Genomic DNA, 16,594 nt, shown 5'->3' with positions numbered 1-16,594 from the left:
ATTATAGGGGGTAATAATACTGTGATTATAGGAGTAATCGCTGTTTGCATACCGATTGTCGCTATCCTGTCGAGTCATTTTCAAAAGCAGTCTAAAATAAAACAAGAGATGATGAAGGATCAATTAGAATTGGAAAAATTGAAGCACGAAAACTATTTAATCGAAACAGAGAAAATGAAACTAGAGCTTGAAAAAATGCGCCTCGAAAGCCCTAAAGACGAAATTAAATTCATGTGAGTCCTAAATTTGCCCATCTGGAGTAGAGGTTACGCGGGCTGGTTTACAAAGTAAAAAAGAGTGTGGGGCCAAAAACAAAGTCTCACACTCTTTGGTGTCTGACACCAGAAAAAACACCGTGTCCACCCCACGTGGACAAAATGCGAAAAATGTCCACGGTTGGTGCCTGACACCATTTTATTGACACCAATTTATTTGTCGCTGTATCGGACGCCGCCGACGGCGTAGTGGTTTTTGCTCATTTCTTCGATGAAGACGGTGATGTTTTCTTTGGAAGCACCGGTTGTTTCGCTGACGGCTGCTGTTACTTTTTCTACTAAGGCTCTTTTTTGGTCCTCGCTGCGCCCTTCTAGCATTTTGACTGTAACGTATGGCATTGTTTATTCCTCCTTATTATGTTTCTGTATAGTAGTGTTCCACAAATGAGGAAAATGTGCAATTGGGACGGTCACTTTCATTTTCTTTTTCAGCACGGTTTCATGTATACTTAAAGGACTATGATTTTGAGCGGCAATTACAATTAGTTTGCTCAGGGAGGAGGGGGAGCTCATTTGAATCGATTTCTTGCCTATCCGTTAAACGAGATTCCTTATGTAGCAATTACCCTGATATTTGCTTTTACTTTACATGAATTTGCACATGCCTATGTTGCCTATAAATTTGGGGATATGACGGCGAAAAAACAGGGAAGGCTTACATTAAATCCAATGTCACACCTTGATCCGTTCGGTACTTTGCTTGTCTTGATTGCAGGCTTCGGCTGGGCCCGTCCGGTTCCTGTCAACCGCTTTTTCTTTAAAAAACCACGTTTGGCTGGCATACTGGTATCCGTTGCCGGGCCGGTAAGTAATCTGTTTCTGGCTTGTGTTGGATTTATTGTTATTTTCGGATTAGAGCGTACAGGGATGCAGATCAGCGGCAACTTTTATGATTTTATTGATATCTTTATCGAACTTAATATTGCCCTGTTTATTTTCAACCTGCTGCCACTGCCTCCGCTTGACGGCTACCGAGTTATTGAGGATTTGGTCCCCAATAAGATCCGTGCCAAATTGACACAATTTGAACAGTATGCAGTTTTGATTTTTCTCGTATTGGTTATTACACCACTTGACCAATACACAATCCAACCAATTTTCAGTATCGTTCTTCCTTGGATAATGGATGGATTACAAAATTTCTTTCACTCGTTGTTTTTCTAGGAGGTTTTAAAAAGCATGGATGAAAACAAGAAAAAAATGGGCTTTAACATTATCAAAAATGATCCGACTGATGGCCACAAAGGCTTTGGTAAAGGAGCGTTAAGCCTTGATAACGTATCACCGGTCATCATTGATGTGGAGGCCGGCGAAGCTGAAATTGATATTGGCGCAATGCATGCTCGGAGCGCTGTAGAAAAAGGGATTAAATTTTTAACAAATGAGGAGGATGTGCCAAACGGAAAGCCGTATTGGCTTGTGTGGGTCACGATTGATCGTAAGGTAGAAGGTCCTTATTATGCTGGAGTGACGGCATGTTATATGACAGTGGACCGTGAAATCCGCCGCGGTTATAAATTACTGCCCGAGCATGTGAACCGGATGGATAAGTCGATGAAGCGGCAGATCATTGTTGAACATATGGATGACAAATCCAAACGGGTGCTGGCTGAATTTCTCCGCAGCCATAATGTAGAATTATGGGAAAATTCTTCAGAAGAGCTAAAACAAGGTTTACTAACCGAATAATCGTTTTAAAAAAATACAGTACTCAACGTGTAAATGTGACGAATACTTACTTGGCTACTGTAGTTACTTTTAAAGCGCTGATCGTACTATAAGACTAAGACAGGAAAAGCTCCGGGGAATCAAAATCACCCCCAGAGCTTTTTTGTTTTCTTCGAATTTCTCCGTTAAAGAAACCTTAATGGCCCCACGGAAAGATTCTTTTGTACCAAGGAGATTTCTCCTTGCTTTTCTTATTCAATTCGTTCGCATCGTCCCTGCTTAAATGATCCGTACAATATTCGGTCGGCTCTGTCCCTTTAACATAGTAGGTAAAGCGGTGAACCGGGCAATCTTTAGTGGCCAGCTTGCCATTCAGTGGGTTTACATAAACCCCGATTACCCCTTTTGGTGGTTTGAATGTTTTTAAAGGCTTGCCTTGCAGGGCTTCTTCCATAAAATTGGCCCAGACATTTTTGGCATAAGTTTTTTCCGCTGTCAATTCCAATGGTTTTCCGGCGTCATAGCCTGCCCATACGGCCGTGACGAGCTGAGGAGAATAACCGATCATCCAGCTGTCCGTTTCGGTGGACCCTGATTTTCCAGCATAAGGCCGTGTCAGGTCTTTCAAGACGGTGCTGCCCGTTACCGTGGCATAGCCGTTTAACTTTGGATCAAATACACCTGTCAGCATTTCGGTCATAACAAAAGCCTTTGCCGGGTCTAACACCTGTTCCTTGCTAGTTTCACTTTGATAAATTACATGCCCATTATAGTCTTCCACTTTGGTGATCAATGTTGGATGGACGCGCTTGCCACCATTGGCAAACATACTGTAGGCGTTAGCCATGTCAATCACTCGAACCCCTGAAGTACCAAGGGCAAGTGAGGGGACATGGGCCATATTCGTCGACAACCCCAATTTTTTTGCTGTGTCTACTAACGTATCTTCCCCTAAGAAAAGATGTGTCTTCACAGCGTAAATATTATCGGAAAGGGCGATGGCCTGTGCCAGTGTAATTTCGCCGTCAGCATATTTGTTATTAAAGTTGTGCGGCGTGTAATCTGGTGTGCCATCGTCAAAATGGAATGTCGTATACTCGCTGCGCATAATCGTCGACGGAGTAAATCCATGTTCAAGTGCAGCATAGTATAACAGTGGCTTAATGGTCGATCCCGGCTGGCGAATAGCTTGAACTGCCCGGTTAAATGGGCTTTTTTCATAATCTCTGCCGCCGACCATTGCTTTGACTTCGCCTGTTTTTGGATCCATGGCCACTAAAGCCACTTGAATATTGGATGTCGGATCTACATACTTTTTCGTTTGCTCTTCCGCTGCCGCTTGCTGTTTCAGGTCTATGGTGGTGTACACCTTTAAACCGCCGAGGGCAATCGTGCGGTCATCCAAATGCAACTGATTTTTCAAGGCATTTTTCACAGCATCCTGAAAATAAGGCGCCATTTTCACCTTTTGCGTCGGATGGGAACCCACTAATGTGAGGGGCTCCTGCTCTGCTTTCTTTGCTTGTTTATCAGTAATATAGCCGTTTTTAACCATGCTTTGTAAAATGATAGCCTGACGGGCCTTGGCATTTTTCATGGAGGCAAACGGTGAATACATGTAAGGTCCCTTTGGAATGCCGGCAAGCATACTCGCTTCAGCAAGCGTTAAATCGGCCGCTTTTTTGCCAAAATAATATTGGCTGGCCGCTTCGGCCCCGTAAGAACCATTGCCATAATAGATGGTATTCAAGTAGCCTTCCAAAATATCGTTTTTCGAATAATTCATTTCAAGACGAATGGTATAAAACGCCTCAAGCAGCTTCCGTTTCCATGTTTTATCGTGCTCAAGAAACAGATTCCGTGCGTATTGCTGGGTGATCGTGCTGGCGCCTTGTACCTTTGATAAGGCTTCGATATCGGCAAGTACTGCCCCGGCAATCCGCTTGTAATCAAACCCATGATGATGATAGAAATTTTTATCTTCAATGGAGATGGTCGCTTGGACAAGGTCAGGGGAAATCTCGTTCATCTTATCCCAGTAGCGCTTTTGCCCATTGTTGCTTTCTCCGATCAAGGTGCCGTCATCGGCATATAAAAGTGTAGATTGGGTAACCGCAAGCGGCGGTGCTCCTAAAATTTTGGCATAGGCAAGGACACTGATGTAAAAAAGGAACATACAAATCATGCCTATCAAACTGATGATAATAAATGCACGCAAATATTTTACTGTTTTACGAAACCCTTGATCAGTCATGATTTCCATGGTTATTCACCTCGCAGCTTCCAGTTTCTGAAAAAATCAATAGTAATAGTATTTAATAAATAGAGTGGTTTTAAACATTTTTTCAGCTTTTTACAAAAATTTTGCTAGACTTTTTTGCATGTTTGTAATTCAATAGTTTGGGTAGTATAAAATTGAAAGATATTCGATATTTATACTGAAGGCCGGGGGAAACCTCCTGGAATTTTTTTGAAATAGAAAAATGGAAGGGAAGATAAAAATGACAGCTGGACTTTGGTTTACAGAAAAACAAACAGAAAACTTTGGTATTACGCTAAAAGTGAATAAAACATTACATACAGAACAAACAGATTTTCAATATTTGGAAATGGTGGAAACAGCAGAATGGGGCAACATGCTTTTGCTTGACGGCATGGTAATGACCTCTGTTAAGGACGAGTTTGTATACCATGAAATGGTGGCACATGTGCCGTTATTTACTCACCCAAATCCTGAGAATGTATTGGTAGTTGGCGGTGGTGACGGCGGCGTAATCCGTGAAGTGCTGAAGCACCCAAGTGTGAAGAAAGCAACTCTTGTGGATATCGACGGAAAAGTCATTGAGTATTCGAAAGAATACCTTCCGGAAATTGCCTGCGGATTGGATGACCCGCGCGTTGATGTTCGCGTTGACGATGGATTCATGCATATTGCAAAAAGTGAAAATGAATATGATGTTATCATGGTCGATTCTACTGAGCCAGTAGGCCCTGCGGTCAATCTTTTCACAAAAGGTTTCTATGCCGGAATTTCCAAAGCATTAAAAGAAGACGGTATTTTCGTTGCGCAATCAGACAACCCTTGGTTTAAAGCAGACTTAATCCGCGATGTGCAACGCGATGTAAAAGAAATTTTCCCAATCACTCGTTTGTATGTGGCAAATATTCCAACATATCCAAGCGGTCTCTGGGCTTTCACAATCGGTTCTAAAAAATACGATCCGCTTGAAGTAAGCGAAGACCGTTTCCACGATATCGAGACAAAATACTATACAAAAGAATTGCACAAAGCTGCATTTGTACTGCCTAAATTTGTTGGAGATTTAGTGAAGTAATAAAAAAGAAAGGAGGATGGTTCCATGCGTTTTGATGAGGCATATTCGGGGAATGTGTTTATTAAAAGCCACTCGAATTTTGAAGAGAGCAAAGTTGTATTGTACGGAATGCCGATGGACTGGACGGTAAGCTACCGCCCTGGGTCCCGTTTTGGCCCGGCTCGGATTCGTGAGGTATCCATTGGTCTTGAAGAATATAGTCCGTATCTTGACCGCGAACTGGAAGATGTAAAATATTTCGATGCGGGAGATATTCCATTGCCATTCGGTAATGCGCAAAAAAGCATAGACCTAATCGAAGAATTTGTGGATCAGATTTTAGCAGCAGGAAAGTTCCCATTCGGTATGGGCGGAGAACATCTTGTTTCATGGCCGGTCATGAAGTCTGTTTATAAAAAATACCCAGATTTGGCGATTATTCATATGGATGCACATACAGACTTACGGGAGCATTATGAGGGAGAGCCATTATCTCACTCAACGCCGATCCGCAAAATTGCCGAGTTAATTGGACCGCGGAATGTTTATTCATTCGGAATTCGTTCTGGCATGAAGGAAGAATTTGAATGGGCGAAACAAAATGGCATGCATATTTCCAAGTTTGAAGTACATCAGCCGTTGAAAGAAATCCTGCCGGAGCTCGCTGGTCGTCCGGTATATGTAACGATTGATATTGATGTATTGGACCCTGCTCACGCACCAGGCACTGGTACGGTCGATTGCGGAGGAATCACATCTCGCGAGTTGCTCGCTTCGATTCATGAAATTGCCCGCTCAGGCGTTAATGTTGTCGGCTGTGACCTTGTAGAAGTGGCGCCAATTTACGACCCTTCAGAACAGACAGCTAACACAGCCAGCAAGTTGATCCGTGAAATGATGCTTGGCTGGGTGAAATAAGATAGTTTTTCCGGAGTTGTCCCTTCGGATTTGACGCCTGTCCCATTTGCGGGACGGGCTTCTTTTGTAATTAGCTTCGGGGATGTCTGTGAGATCGAGGTCTATGAACAAAAAAAGCGGAATAAAGGATTTCCAATGTCCATGAGAACGAGTCTTATAGGGAAAAGTGGCCTCCACCAATATCCATAGAGCGAGCCCTATAGACTAAAAGTGCAAAAAAGCCCTGTCCGTGTCCAAGGGAACAAGTTCATAGATGAATTGGAAATCTTCTAAGTCTAGGAGAGTTTCATTTAAAAAACAAAAAAGGTGTGATGTTTTTGACGAATAATGAAATCCCTGTGAAAGTAATTGTAAAGACCACAATTGATGATCAGGAAACAATGGAGTTAGTGGTATTTGGAAGCTATATTCAAAAAGGGCAGGTAGGTTATCTAAAGTATGAGGAAGTAATGGAGGAAGGGGAAGTCCGGACAATTGTAAAATTATCAGAGGATGAGATATTGATTTTAAGGGGCGGAGCTGTGAATATGAGGCTGCCCTTTCAGCGGAATAAACGGATGATTGGTCATTATGAGCTCCCATTTGCTGTTTTTGAAACAACTACATGGGTTAAAAGTATGGAATTTTCCTTTGAAAATGGCAGCGGCCTGGTGGATATCCTGTATGATTTTTTCCTTGATGGCGACCACACAGGTACATATCATATGAACATTACCTTTCATAAAAGGAATCCAATAATATGAATAACATCCAAAAAAATGCAGATATTATAAGAGAACTTTTAATGAGGAGTGAACCATTCGAATGAATGTTGGAAGAGCAAAAGAAATTCTCGAATCTGCAGATATGATTCATGTAAGCTATGAAGGCACACCTGTCATAATTCAGCATGTAGATGAGGCCACAAAAATGGCCCGAATTTATTCGAGAAAAGATCCGGAAAATGAGAAAGATGTTCCGATCCTGCACTTAATTGAGGAATAAAAAGAAGTCTCCGATTTAGGTTCGGGGACTTCTTTTCATTTCTCAATTGTCCACCCCAGACGGACAAAACGGTCCAAATGTCCACGAGCAGTGCCTGACACCACCTCACTGACACCACCTCACAGGAAGTAGGAGAGGGCGCCTGCGATGAGTTCTTTTAGTGTTCGGGCAGGGTTGAATTTGGTTAGGGTCTCTAGGGTTAATGGTACAGAGTCTTGGAAGTCCTTGGTCAGGACGTCGTTCATTCGGGCGATGAAGACTGGGTCGTATAGATAGCAGTTCATTTCTTTGTTTAGGTATAGGCTGCGTTTGTCAAAGTTGGCGGTGCCGATGTCACAGATTATGTCATCAATGATGAGGGTTTTGGCATGATAGAACCCGTTTCTATATTGGTATACGGAAGCACCTGCCTTAAGCAGCCGGCGCAGATAGGGAAAAGAGGCTTCCTGGACAAGGGCATGATCCGCCGTATAAGGAACCATTATGGTAATCCTTACACCACGCATTGCGGCTGACATGAGCTCAGAAAACAGCCGCTGGCTTGGGATAAAGTAAGGGGTGCCGATGAAAATTTTTTGCTCCGCCTTTTTCAGTAAGGTGATAAACCTTTCCTCCAGCTGGCCGGCCTCGGTCGGCACAAATTGGTGGCGGATTGTTTCCTTTTTCAGTTTCGGATAATATGCGGAGAGCTCCGCCCGCTGTGACGAGTCCAAGGTCGTAGGATCAAGCACCACTTGAGGATCAGCACCCGCACCTATCATAGACAATCCCTTATTTGTGCTCCGCTGCCAATCGCTAAAAAATTCACTCTGTAGAAAATTGACCCCTTCACCGGTTATCTTTAAATGATAATCACGCCACGGACTAAGCTTCGGCTTCTCATCAATATACTCTTTTCCAATATTATACCCGCCAAGATAACCGATCTTGCCGTCGATCACTGTAACCTTGCGATGATTTCTCACCTGCGAAGAATAGAACAAAAATGGCAGCTGAATTTTATCGCTAAAAGATACCTGAACCCCTGCCTCTTCAAGTTCTAAGACCAACTTCTTACTTATCTTCCAACTGCCAACTCGGTCAAGCAGTAACCGAACCTCTACGCCTTCAAGCGCCTTATCCATTAGTAGTCTGAGAAAGTCCTGGCTGAAGCGATCATCCTTTACAATATAAAAAAGGATATGGACGTGGTGCTGTGCCTTCCTTATTTCAGCAAAGTAATCGTAGAACAGTTCCTTTCCGTGCACGAAAATATCAAATTGGCCATAAAGGATCCCCGTTTCTTTTGGAGCCGCGCAAGAAAAATGCCGCTTTTGTCCTAACTTAAAATCAATATAAAACCATAAGATGATAATAAATAAAAGCACGCTCATAATGAGCACAAATTTCATCGGAATCCTTCCCCCAATCACTGAAGTTAGTTTTACCATATGCTGTTTTTTCTATTAGTCGAAGGAATATTGTAAAAAGAGATTGACTGAATGCTCATTCATAATATAATAGAAGTAAGATATGTTCAGAAAATTGGTTATTTTCTATGACTTATGAATAACCAAAGGGGAGAAGAGAAAACGAAAGGGGCGATTTACATGAATGGTCTACTTTGGGTTAACCTCATTGCGTTTTTACTTGTAACCGCTTACGCTGTTAGTTTGTTCGTATATGTTGTCAAAACGCGGATTGAATTCATCAAGCTTGGGAAGAAAACCGAGTTCGACAACAATGTGAAAGAGCGGTTGAAAAAAATCTGGGTCATGGTATTTGGCCAAAAGAAGCTGTTAAAAGATAAAAAAAGCGGTACGATTCACGTCATGTTCTTTTATGGCTTCATCCTTGTGCAATTTGGCGCCATTGATTTCATTTGGAAAGGGATTAAACCAGGCTCACACCTGCCTTTAGGTCCGATTTATCCTGCGTTTACCTTTTTCCAGGAAATTGTCACTCTCGTAATTTTAGTCGCAACATTCTGGGCGTTCCACCGTCGCTATATTGAAAAGCTTGTTCGTTTAAAAAGGGGTTTTAAATCAGGACTTGTCTTAATTTTTATTGGCGGTTTAATGATCTGGGTACTATTAGGAAACGGGATGGATATCATTTGGCACGGAGAAGCAAGATCTTGGACTGAGCCAGTAGCTTCCCTCATTTCTCTTGTACTTGGAGGAATCGGTAAAACTGCTTCCATCGCCATTTTTTATGTGGCTTGGTGGCTTCACCTGATCTTCCTGTTGTCATTCCTCGTCTATGTTCCGCAAGGGAAACACATGCATTTAATCGCTGGTCCTGCGAACGTTTACTTGAATCGTTTGGATAAGGTTGGGAAATTAAAGAAAATTGATTTTGAAGATGAATCACAGGAATCCTTTGGGGTCGGGAAAATTCAAGACTTTACCCAGCTGCAAATGGTTGATTTCTATGCATGTGTTGAGTGCGGACGCTGTACCAATATGTGCCCGGCAACAGGTACAGGGAAAATGCTATCGCCGATGGACTTAATTTTAAAGCTCCGTGATCACCTAACCTTTTACGGTGCAGCTGTTACATCGAAGCAGCCTTGGGTTCCAACCTTTGCTTTTTCAAATACAAAAGGTAATCAAATTGCCCTTACTGCTGCGGGGCAAGGAGCCGGAGAGACAGCTGCTGCAAGTGCCTACAGTCCTAGTTTGATTGGGGATGTCATTACCGAGGAAGAAATTTGGGCATGTACAACCTGCCGTAACTGTGAAGATCAATGTCCGGTTATGAATGAACATGTAGAAAAAATTATCGACCTCCGCCGGTATTTAGTTTTAACAGAAGGAAAAATGAATCCTGATGCGCAGCGTGCGATGACAAATATTGAGCGTCAAGGAAATCCGTGGGGCTTAAATCGCAAAGAGCGCGAAAAATGGCGCGAGCTTCGCGAAGACGTACAGGTCCCAACAGTGAAAGAAATGAAAAAAGCCGGAGAAGAGTTCGAGTACCTTTTCTGGGTCGGCTCTATGGGTTCATATGATAATCGCAGCCAAAAAATTGCCCTATCATTTGCGAAGCTGCTAAATGAGGCGGGAGTGAAATTCGCCATTCTTGGCAACAAAGAAAAGAATTCCGGAGACACTGCACGCCGTCTTGGTAACGAGTTCTTGTTTCAAGATCTCGCTGCTAAAAATATTGAGGAAATTCAGGATGCAGGGGTTAAGAAGATTATTACAACAGACCCGCATGCCTATAATATTTTTAAAAATGAATATCCTGATTTTGGATTGGAAGCTGAAGTGTATCACCACACGGAAATTTTGTATCAGCTTGTAAAAGAAGGGCGCCTTGTTCCGAAGCATGCGGTGAACGAAACGATTACTTTCCATGATTCCTGCTACCTCGGACGTTACAACGATGTATACGATCCGCCAAGGGAAATATTAAAAGCCATTCCAGGCGTGAAATTGATAGAAATGGAACGTAATCACGACAAAGCTATGTGCTGCGGTGCAGGTGGAGGATTAATGTGGATGGAGGAAGATACAGGCCAGCGCATTAACGTAGCCAGAACCGAGCAGGCACTTGAAACACATTCAACCGTTATCAGTTCTGCATGTCCATACTGCTTAACAATGCTGTCTGACGGAACAAAAGCAAAAGAAGTAGAAGATACGATATCCACTTATGATGTCGCTGAACTCTTAGAGAAAGCTATTTGCGGCGAGCCCGCGAATGCCGCCTCTTAGAAAATCCGCATGATCATGAATAGCAGAAGTTAATTATTTCACGAATTCAAAAAATTTTAGGAATTTTGTGTTTAATAATTCAACTTCTGCTGTTTTTTGTGTAAAATGAAATAGAAAATAAAACGCTTTCATTTTTAGTTTTTGGGGTATATGTTGACTTGGGCGATTGCATGGAACCTGCGGTCTGCGCTTGTTTTTAGCCGAGCATTGAGCGAGCGTTCAGTCGCTCATGAAAGGCTTGCTTTTTAAAAATAGGACTAAAAAATGGGAAAAGGGAGAGTGTTTTGCATGGGGAGAACGGTAATTTTGAGTGGGGTGAGAACGCCGTTTGGAAAATTTGGCGGCGGTTTAAGCGGTTTTACGGCCGCACAGCTTGGAGGAGTAGCCATAAAGGAAGCGCTTAAGCGAGCAGAGGTCGCACTAGAGGATGTTCAGGAAGTTATTTTTGGAACCGTTTTACAAGGGGGGCAGGGACAGATTCCTTCACGTCAGGCTGCCAGAGAAGCCGGGTTACCTTGGAATGTCAAAACGGAGACCATAAACAAAGTTTGTGCATCAGGGTTACGAAGTGTAACACTCGCGGACCAAATCATTCGTTTAGGTGATGAAGAAGTGATAGTTGCCGGCGGTATGGAATCGATGAGCAATGCGCCGTATATTTTGCCGAAAGCTAGATGGGGGTTACGCATGGGGAATGCTTCGGTACAGGACTTGATGATTCATGACGGCTTAAGCTGCAGTTTTACCGGTGTTCACATGGGAACATACGGGAATTCAACGGCAGAAGAGCTCGACATCAGCCGTGAAGCACAGGACGAGTGGGCTTTCAGAAGCCATCAACGGGCGATCGAAGCGATTGAAAGCGGCAAGTTTGCCGAGGAAATTATCGCGGTTGAGGTGCCACAGAAAAAAGGTGTGCCAATGGTAATTGAGCATGACGAAGCGCCAAGGAAAGACACCTCTTTGGAAAAATTGGCAAAACTCGGACCGGCCTTTAACGGTGAAGGAACCATCACGGCAGGTAATGCCCCTGGGGTAAATGACGGTGCAGGTGCTCTCGTGCTCATGAGTGAGGATCGTGCTATTCGGGAAGGACGCAAGGTGGAAGCTGTGATCGTTGGTCAAGCCGCGATTGCTGTCGAGGCGAAAGACTTTCCGCAAACACCAGGTCTTGTCATCAATGAGCTTTTACGAAAGAGCGGGAAAAAACTTGCGGATATTGACCTATTTGAAATCAATGAAGCTTTTGCCGCGGTGGCCCTGGCAAGCGGACAAATAGCAGGGCTTGATCCTGAAAAGGTGAATGTAAATGGCGGTGCGGTTGCCCTCGGGCACCCAATCGGCGCAAGCGGCGCGCGCATTATCATTACCTTAATTCATGAGTTGAAGCGCCGAGGCGGAGGCTTTGGAATTGCGGCCATATGCAGCGGAGGCGGCCAAGGCGACGCGATCCTGATTGAAGTGCCAAAGGCTTAGACTTTTTGTATTCCCCGATAAAAGCGCCAATAAAATCGTGGAAGTCGCAAATATCAGTTTTTGTAAATAAAAATCGTAAGTAGACCAAACTAAACGCTGCAATTGGAGGGGAAATCATGAACATTTTAAAAGTGATGGTAATCGGGGCAGGGCAAATGGGCTCGGGGATTGCCCAAGTTTGTGCCCAAGCAGGGTATCAAGTTTTATTAAATGATTTAAAAGAGGAATTTGTTGAACGCGGATTGGGCGTAATCAATAAAAATCTATCCCGCAATGTGGAAAAAGGCAGGATGACTGCTGAAGAAAAGCAGGGGACCTTAAACCGTCTTACAGCATCTACTAATCTATCAGATGCAAGCGGCGTTGATCTAGTCATTGAAGCAGCTGTTGAAAATATGGAAATCAAGACGAACATTTTTGCTCAATTAGATGAAATTGCGCCGGCACATACCATTTTGGCAAGCAATACGTCTTCACTGCCAATCACGGAAATTGCAGCCGCCACCAAACGCCCGGAAAAAGTCATCGGCATGCATTTTATGAATCCGGTCCCTGTTATGAAGCTGGTTGAAATTATCCGCGGTTTGGCAACAGCTGATGAAGTCTATCAAGTGATTGAAGAGATGACGAAAACATTAAGTAAAGTGCCAGTTGAGGTCAATGATTTTCCAGGGTTTGTATCTAATCGGGTGCTGATGCCGATGATCAACGAAGCGATTTTTACGTTATATGAGGGCGTGGCAACGAAGGAAGCTATTGACGAAGTGATGAAGCTTGGAATGAATCACCCAATGGGGCCGTTGACGCTGGCTGATTTTATCGGCTTGGATACATGCCTGTACATTATGGAGACATTGCAAGAGGGACTGGGGGATGACAAATACCGTCCATGTCCGCTTCTTCGCAAATATGTAAAAGCAGGCTGGCTCGGCAAGAAAACTGGACGCGGATTCTATACGTACGAATAGTAGTCTGTCGCAGGATAACAAAGATTTAAATAACATCTAAAGGCAGCGGGAAACATCAAGAAACAACGAATCGATGCACGAAATGACGTCAAGTTCTACTTAATCTTCGAAAAAGGGGTCATGAGGGATGAATACTGCCATTTTACAATCTCCAAAAGGGGAAAACAGCATGAATCTGACATTTACAGAAGAACAAGAAATGATGCGCAAAATGGTTCGCGATTTTGCTGCAGGTGAAATCGCCCCACTGATTGAAAAAATGGAAAAAGGGGAATTCCCCCGCCAGCTTCTTCGCAAAATGGGTGAACTTGGCCTCATGGGTATACCAATTCCGCAGGAATATGGCGGTGCTGAGATGGATTTCACCTCCTATATTATCGCCATTAACGAACTTTCACGGGTAAGTGCTACTGTGGGTGTCATCCTATCCGTACACACATCGGTTGGAACAAATCCCATTCTATATTTTGGCACAGAGGAACAGAAGCGGAAATACGTGCCAAATCTTGCTGCCGGTGAATATTTAGGAGCGTTCTGCTTAACGGAGCCAAGTGCCGGCTCTGATGCCGCTTCGTTAAAATCCCGCGCCGTCCGTGATGGTGACCAATATGTCATCAACGGCTCAAAGGTATTTATTACAAACGGTGGAGAAGCAGATGTGTATATTGTGTTTGCTAAAACTGATCCTGGCTTGGGAAGCAAAGGGATCTCAGCCTTTATAGTGGAAAAAGATACCCAGGGTCTCGTAATTGGCAAAGATGAAAAGAAAATGGGGCTGCATGGTTCGAGAACGGTACAGCTTACTTTTGAGGACATGCTCGTCCCAGTAGAGAACCTTCTTGGGCAGGAAGGAGAAGGGTTCAAAATTGCTATGGCTAACTTGGAAGTTGGCCGCATCGGCATTGCCGCCCAGGCGCTAGGGATTGCAGAAGCCGCACTGTCAGCCGCAACCGCCTATGCAAATGAGCGAGTGCAATTTGGCAAACCAATCATCGCCCAGCAGGGAATTGCCTTTAAGTTAGCTGATATGGCAACGAGTGTAGAAGCAGCTAGACTTCTAGTCTATCGCGCAGCCAACTTAAGAACCAAGGGCATCAAGTGCGGAATGGAGGCTTCAATGGCAAAACTGTTTGCCACCCGTACAGCTGTAGACGTGGCGAATGAAGCTATTCAAGTATTTGGCGGCTATGGATACACGGAAGACTATCCGGTGGAGCGCTACTTCCGTGATGCAAAGGTTACAGAAATTTATGAAGGAACGAGCGAGATTCAGAGGATTGTGATTAGTAAACATCTTTAATCTAGTGAGGGGTTTTGAAAAAAGTTTAGATGCAATGGTTGATGCCGCTGTCATACTTAAATAGAATGCAAAAGCTCTGATCCAGGAAAAATCCCTAATTTGTTGAATGCTCACCAATTATTGCAGAATAGCAAATTCAGATTCATAGATGCACTTTTTTTACTAAAAGGAGGACGTAAAAAATGAATTTTCAATTATCTGAAGAACATGAAATGATTCGTAAAATGGTGCGTGATTTTGCCAAGAATGAAGTGGCCCCGACTGCTGCTGAGCGTGATGAGAACGAGCGCTTTGACCGGGAGATTTTTGACAAAATGGCAGAGTTGGGCTTAACCGGAATTCCATGGCCGGAAGAGTACGGCGGCATCGGCAGTGATTATCTTGCTTACTGCATCGCAGTAGAAGAGCTTTCCCGTGTCGATTCATCTGTCGGGGTAACCCTTTCTGCGCACACTTCACTTGCCAGCTGGCCGATCTATAAATTTGGCAATGAAGAGCAAAAGCAAAAATATCTTCGCCCGTTGGCAGAGGGTACAAAGATTGGCGCCTACGGCTTAACGGAGCCTGGCAGCGGATCAGATGCAGGCGGGATGCGAACAACAGCACGCCTCGAAGGAGATCATTACGTCCTCAACGGTTCGAAAATTTTCATTACCAACGGCGGCGAGGCGGACATATATGTGGTATTTGCTTTAACGGATCCGGCAAACAGACAAAAAGGCACAACAGCCTTTATTGTGGAAAAGGACTTCCCTGGCTTCTCAGTTGGTAAAAAAGAAAAGAAGCTGGGCATTCGCTCTTCACCTACTACAGAAATTATTTTTGAAGATTGCCGTGTGCCTGTAGAAAACCGTCTAGGAGAAGATGGCCAAGGATTTAAAATTGCGATGATAACACTCGATGGCGGCCGAAACGGAATTGCTGCCCAGGCAGTAGGAATTGCTCAAGGCGCACTTGACGCTGCCGTGGACTATGCAAAGGAACGTCATCAATTTGGCAAACCAATTGCCGCAAACCAAGGAATTAGCTTTAAGCTGGCTGATATGGCAACTTCAGTGGAAGCGGCCAGACTATTAACTTACCAAGCAGCATGGCTCGAGTCAAACGGACTTCCATACGGCAAAGAATCCGCAATGTCGAAGCTGTTTGCGGGAGACGCTGCGATGAGGGTCACGACTGAAGCAGTTCAGGTGTTTGGCGGCTATGGTTATACAAAGGATTATCCAGTAGAACGGTTTATGCGTGATGCCAAAATTACGCAAATTTATGAGGGTACTCAAGAAATTCAGCGCCTAGTTATTTCTAGGATGTTAACGAAGTAAGGCGGATTAGGGGATGACAAAGCGGGAAGTACAGGCTTCGGTCAAGGATGAGCGCCTTGTGCAGAAACGGCGTGAACAAATGATTAAGGGAGCGGTAGCACTTTTTAAAGAAAAGGGGTTTCACAGGACAACGACAAGGGAAATTGCCAAAGCAGCGGGCTTCAGCATCGGGACATTGTATGAATACATCCGCACAAAGGAAGACGTGCTATATCTGGTGTGCGACCAAATATATGACCATGTCCGCGATCGTCTGGAGCAGGAGCTTGAGCATAAAAAGGGGACGCTCGAAAGTCTGAAGCTGGGAATTGCCAATTTCTTTTATGTTATGGATGAAATGCAGGAAGAAGTTCTCATCATGTATCAAGAAGTTAAATCGCTGTCAAAGGATGCCCTTCCTTATGTATTAAAAAAGGAAATGGAGATGGTGGCAATGTTTGAGAACCTGCTGAATGGCTGCGTCGAAAACGGCGAACTTAAACTGACGGATAAGCAGGTCAAAATTATTGCTCATGACATCTTTGTTCAGGGCCAGATGTGGGGCTTTCGCCGCTGGGCATTGAGAAAGCTATTTACAATTGATGAGTACATTGAACTTCAGACTCGAGTTCTGTTTTCAGGCTTGGGTCAGCCGTCCCCGGAATAGGGAAGATAGGGAAGCTGCCTGA

At 44.0% G+C, this 16,594-nt stretch carries 16 protein-coding genes; 13 read left to right on the top strand and 3 right to left on the bottom strand.

Translation table 11 applies throughout. The annotated features are described in order from the left end of the window. Nucleotides 1-21 precede the first annotated feature (21 nt). Complete coding sequence (locus HPT25_RS06925; protein ID WP_173061863.1) at nt 22-237, top strand: hypothetical protein; 216 nt, start codon at nt 22-24, stop codon at nt 235-237. Between the two features lie 191 nt (nt 238-428). On the opposite strand, the gene thmT is transcribed toward HPT25_RS06925, so the two are convergent. Further along, a complete protein-coding gene (thmT, locus tag HPT25_RS06920; RefSeq protein WP_173061860.1) occupies nt 429-614 on the bottom strand; it encodes a 2-hydroxymuconate tautomerase in 186 nt (61 codons plus the stop codon). A gap of 174 nt (nt 615-788) precedes the next feature. Here thmT and HPT25_RS06915 point away from each other — a divergent pair, with 174 nt between their 5' ends. Both HPT25_RS06915 and HPT25_RS06910 read left to right on the top strand, forming a co-directional pair. Next, on the top strand, nt 789-1,439 hold the full coding sequence (locus tag HPT25_RS06915) for a site-2 protease family protein (protein ID WP_173061857.1): 651 nt from the start codon (nt 789-791) through the stop codon (nt 1,437-1,439). A gap of 15 nt (nt 1,440-1,454) precedes the next feature. After that, nucleotides 1,455-1,964 (top strand): YwhD family protein, encoded by a 510-nt coding sequence (locus HPT25_RS06910; RefSeq protein ID WP_173061854.1) that lies wholly within the window; start codon nt 1,455-1,457, stop codon nt 1,962-1,964. A gap of 175 nt (nt 1,965-2,139) precedes the next feature. Here HPT25_RS06910 and HPT25_RS06905 read toward each other — a convergent pair whose 3' ends face one another. Further along, nucleotides 2,140-4,206, bottom strand: a complete 2,067-nt coding sequence (locus tag HPT25_RS06905) for a transglycosylase domain-containing protein (protein ID WP_173061851.1) — start codon at nt 4,204-4,206, stop codon at nt 2,140-2,142. A 220-nt stretch (nt 4,207-4,426) separates the two neighbouring features. Here HPT25_RS06905 and speE point away from each other — a divergent pair, with 220 nt between their 5' ends. From speE to HPT25_RS06885, 4 genes are all read left to right on the top strand, one after another. Beyond that, nucleotides 4,427-5,278 carry a spermidine synthase gene (speE, locus tag HPT25_RS06900; protein ID WP_376767912.1) on the top strand — a complete coding sequence of 284 codons (852 nt, stop codon included), beginning with the start codon at nt 4,427-4,429 and terminating at the stop codon, nt 5,276-5,278. Nucleotides 5,279-5,302: 24 nt separating this feature from the next. Beyond that, a complete protein-coding gene (gene speB, locus HPT25_RS06895) occupies nt 5,303-6,175 on the top strand; it encodes an agmatinase (RefSeq protein WP_173061844.1) in 873 nt (290 codons plus the stop codon). A gap of 311 nt (nt 6,176-6,486) precedes the next feature. After that, nucleotides 6,487-6,918 (top strand): YwiB family protein, encoded by a 432-nt coding sequence (locus HPT25_RS06890; protein ID WP_217269650.1) that lies wholly within the window; start codon nt 6,487-6,489, stop codon nt 6,916-6,918. A 61-nt stretch (nt 6,919-6,979) separates the two neighbouring features. Beyond that, nucleotides 6,980-7,159 carry an H-type small acid-soluble spore protein gene (locus HPT25_RS06885; protein ID WP_173061841.1) on the top strand — a complete coding sequence of 60 codons (180 nt, stop codon included), beginning with the start codon at nt 6,980-6,982 and terminating at the stop codon, nt 7,157-7,159. A gap of 119 nt (nt 7,160-7,278) precedes the next feature. Here the strand turns inward: HPT25_RS06885 and cls are convergent, their stop codons facing one another. After that, nucleotides 7,279-8,550, bottom strand: coding sequence for a cardiolipin synthase (gene cls, locus HPT25_RS06880; protein WP_173061838.1), 1,272 nt, complete (start codon nt 8,548-8,550; stop codon nt 7,279-7,281). 198 nt (nt 8,551-8,748) lie between these two features. Between cls and HPT25_RS06875 the strand changes: the two genes are divergently transcribed. The 6 genes from HPT25_RS06875 (at nt 8,749) to HPT25_RS06850 (ending at nt 16,572) form a co-directional block, all read left to right on the top strand. Continuing rightward, entirely contained in the window at nt 8,749-10,860 is a 2,112-nt protein-coding gene (locus tag HPT25_RS06875) for a (Fe-S)-binding protein (protein ID WP_173061835.1), read from the top strand. 288 nt (nt 10,861-11,148) lie between these two features. Beyond that, on the top strand, nt 11,149-12,336 hold the full coding sequence (mmgA, locus tag HPT25_RS06870; RefSeq protein ID WP_173061832.1) for an acetyl-CoA C-acetyltransferase: 1,188 nt from the start codon (nt 11,149-11,151) through the stop codon (nt 12,334-12,336). Nucleotides 12,337-12,452: 116 nt separating this feature from the next. Next, a complete protein-coding gene (locus tag HPT25_RS06865) occupies nt 12,453-13,304 on the top strand; it encodes a 3-hydroxybutyryl-CoA dehydrogenase (protein WP_173061829.1) in 852 nt (283 codons plus the stop codon). 169 nt (nt 13,305-13,473) lie between these two features. After that, the gene (locus tag HPT25_RS06860) at nt 13,474-14,604 is read left to right on the top strand and encodes an acyl-CoA dehydrogenase (protein WP_173070962.1); all 1,131 of its coding nucleotides are present in this window, start codon (nt 13,474-13,476) and stop codon (nt 14,602-14,604) included. A 182-nt stretch (nt 14,605-14,786) separates the two neighbouring features. Beyond that, nucleotides 14,787-15,926, top strand: coding sequence for an acyl-CoA dehydrogenase (locus tag HPT25_RS06855; protein WP_173061826.1), 1,140 nt, complete (start codon nt 14,787-14,789; stop codon nt 15,924-15,926). 13 nt (nt 15,927-15,939) lie between these two features. Next, a complete protein-coding gene (locus tag HPT25_RS06850; RefSeq protein ID WP_173061823.1) occupies nt 15,940-16,572 on the top strand; it encodes a TetR/AcrR family transcriptional regulator in 633 nt (210 codons plus the stop codon). Nucleotides 16,573-16,594 lie beyond the last annotated feature (22 nt).

The organism is Neobacillus endophyticus (assembly GCF_013248975.1).
Taxonomy (GTDB): domain Bacteria; phylum Bacillota; class Bacilli; order Bacillales; family Cytobacillaceae; genus Neobacillus; species Neobacillus endophyticus.
Note: the sequence above shows the minus strand (reverse complement) of the source record. Positions and strands in the feature narration are given on the sequence as shown.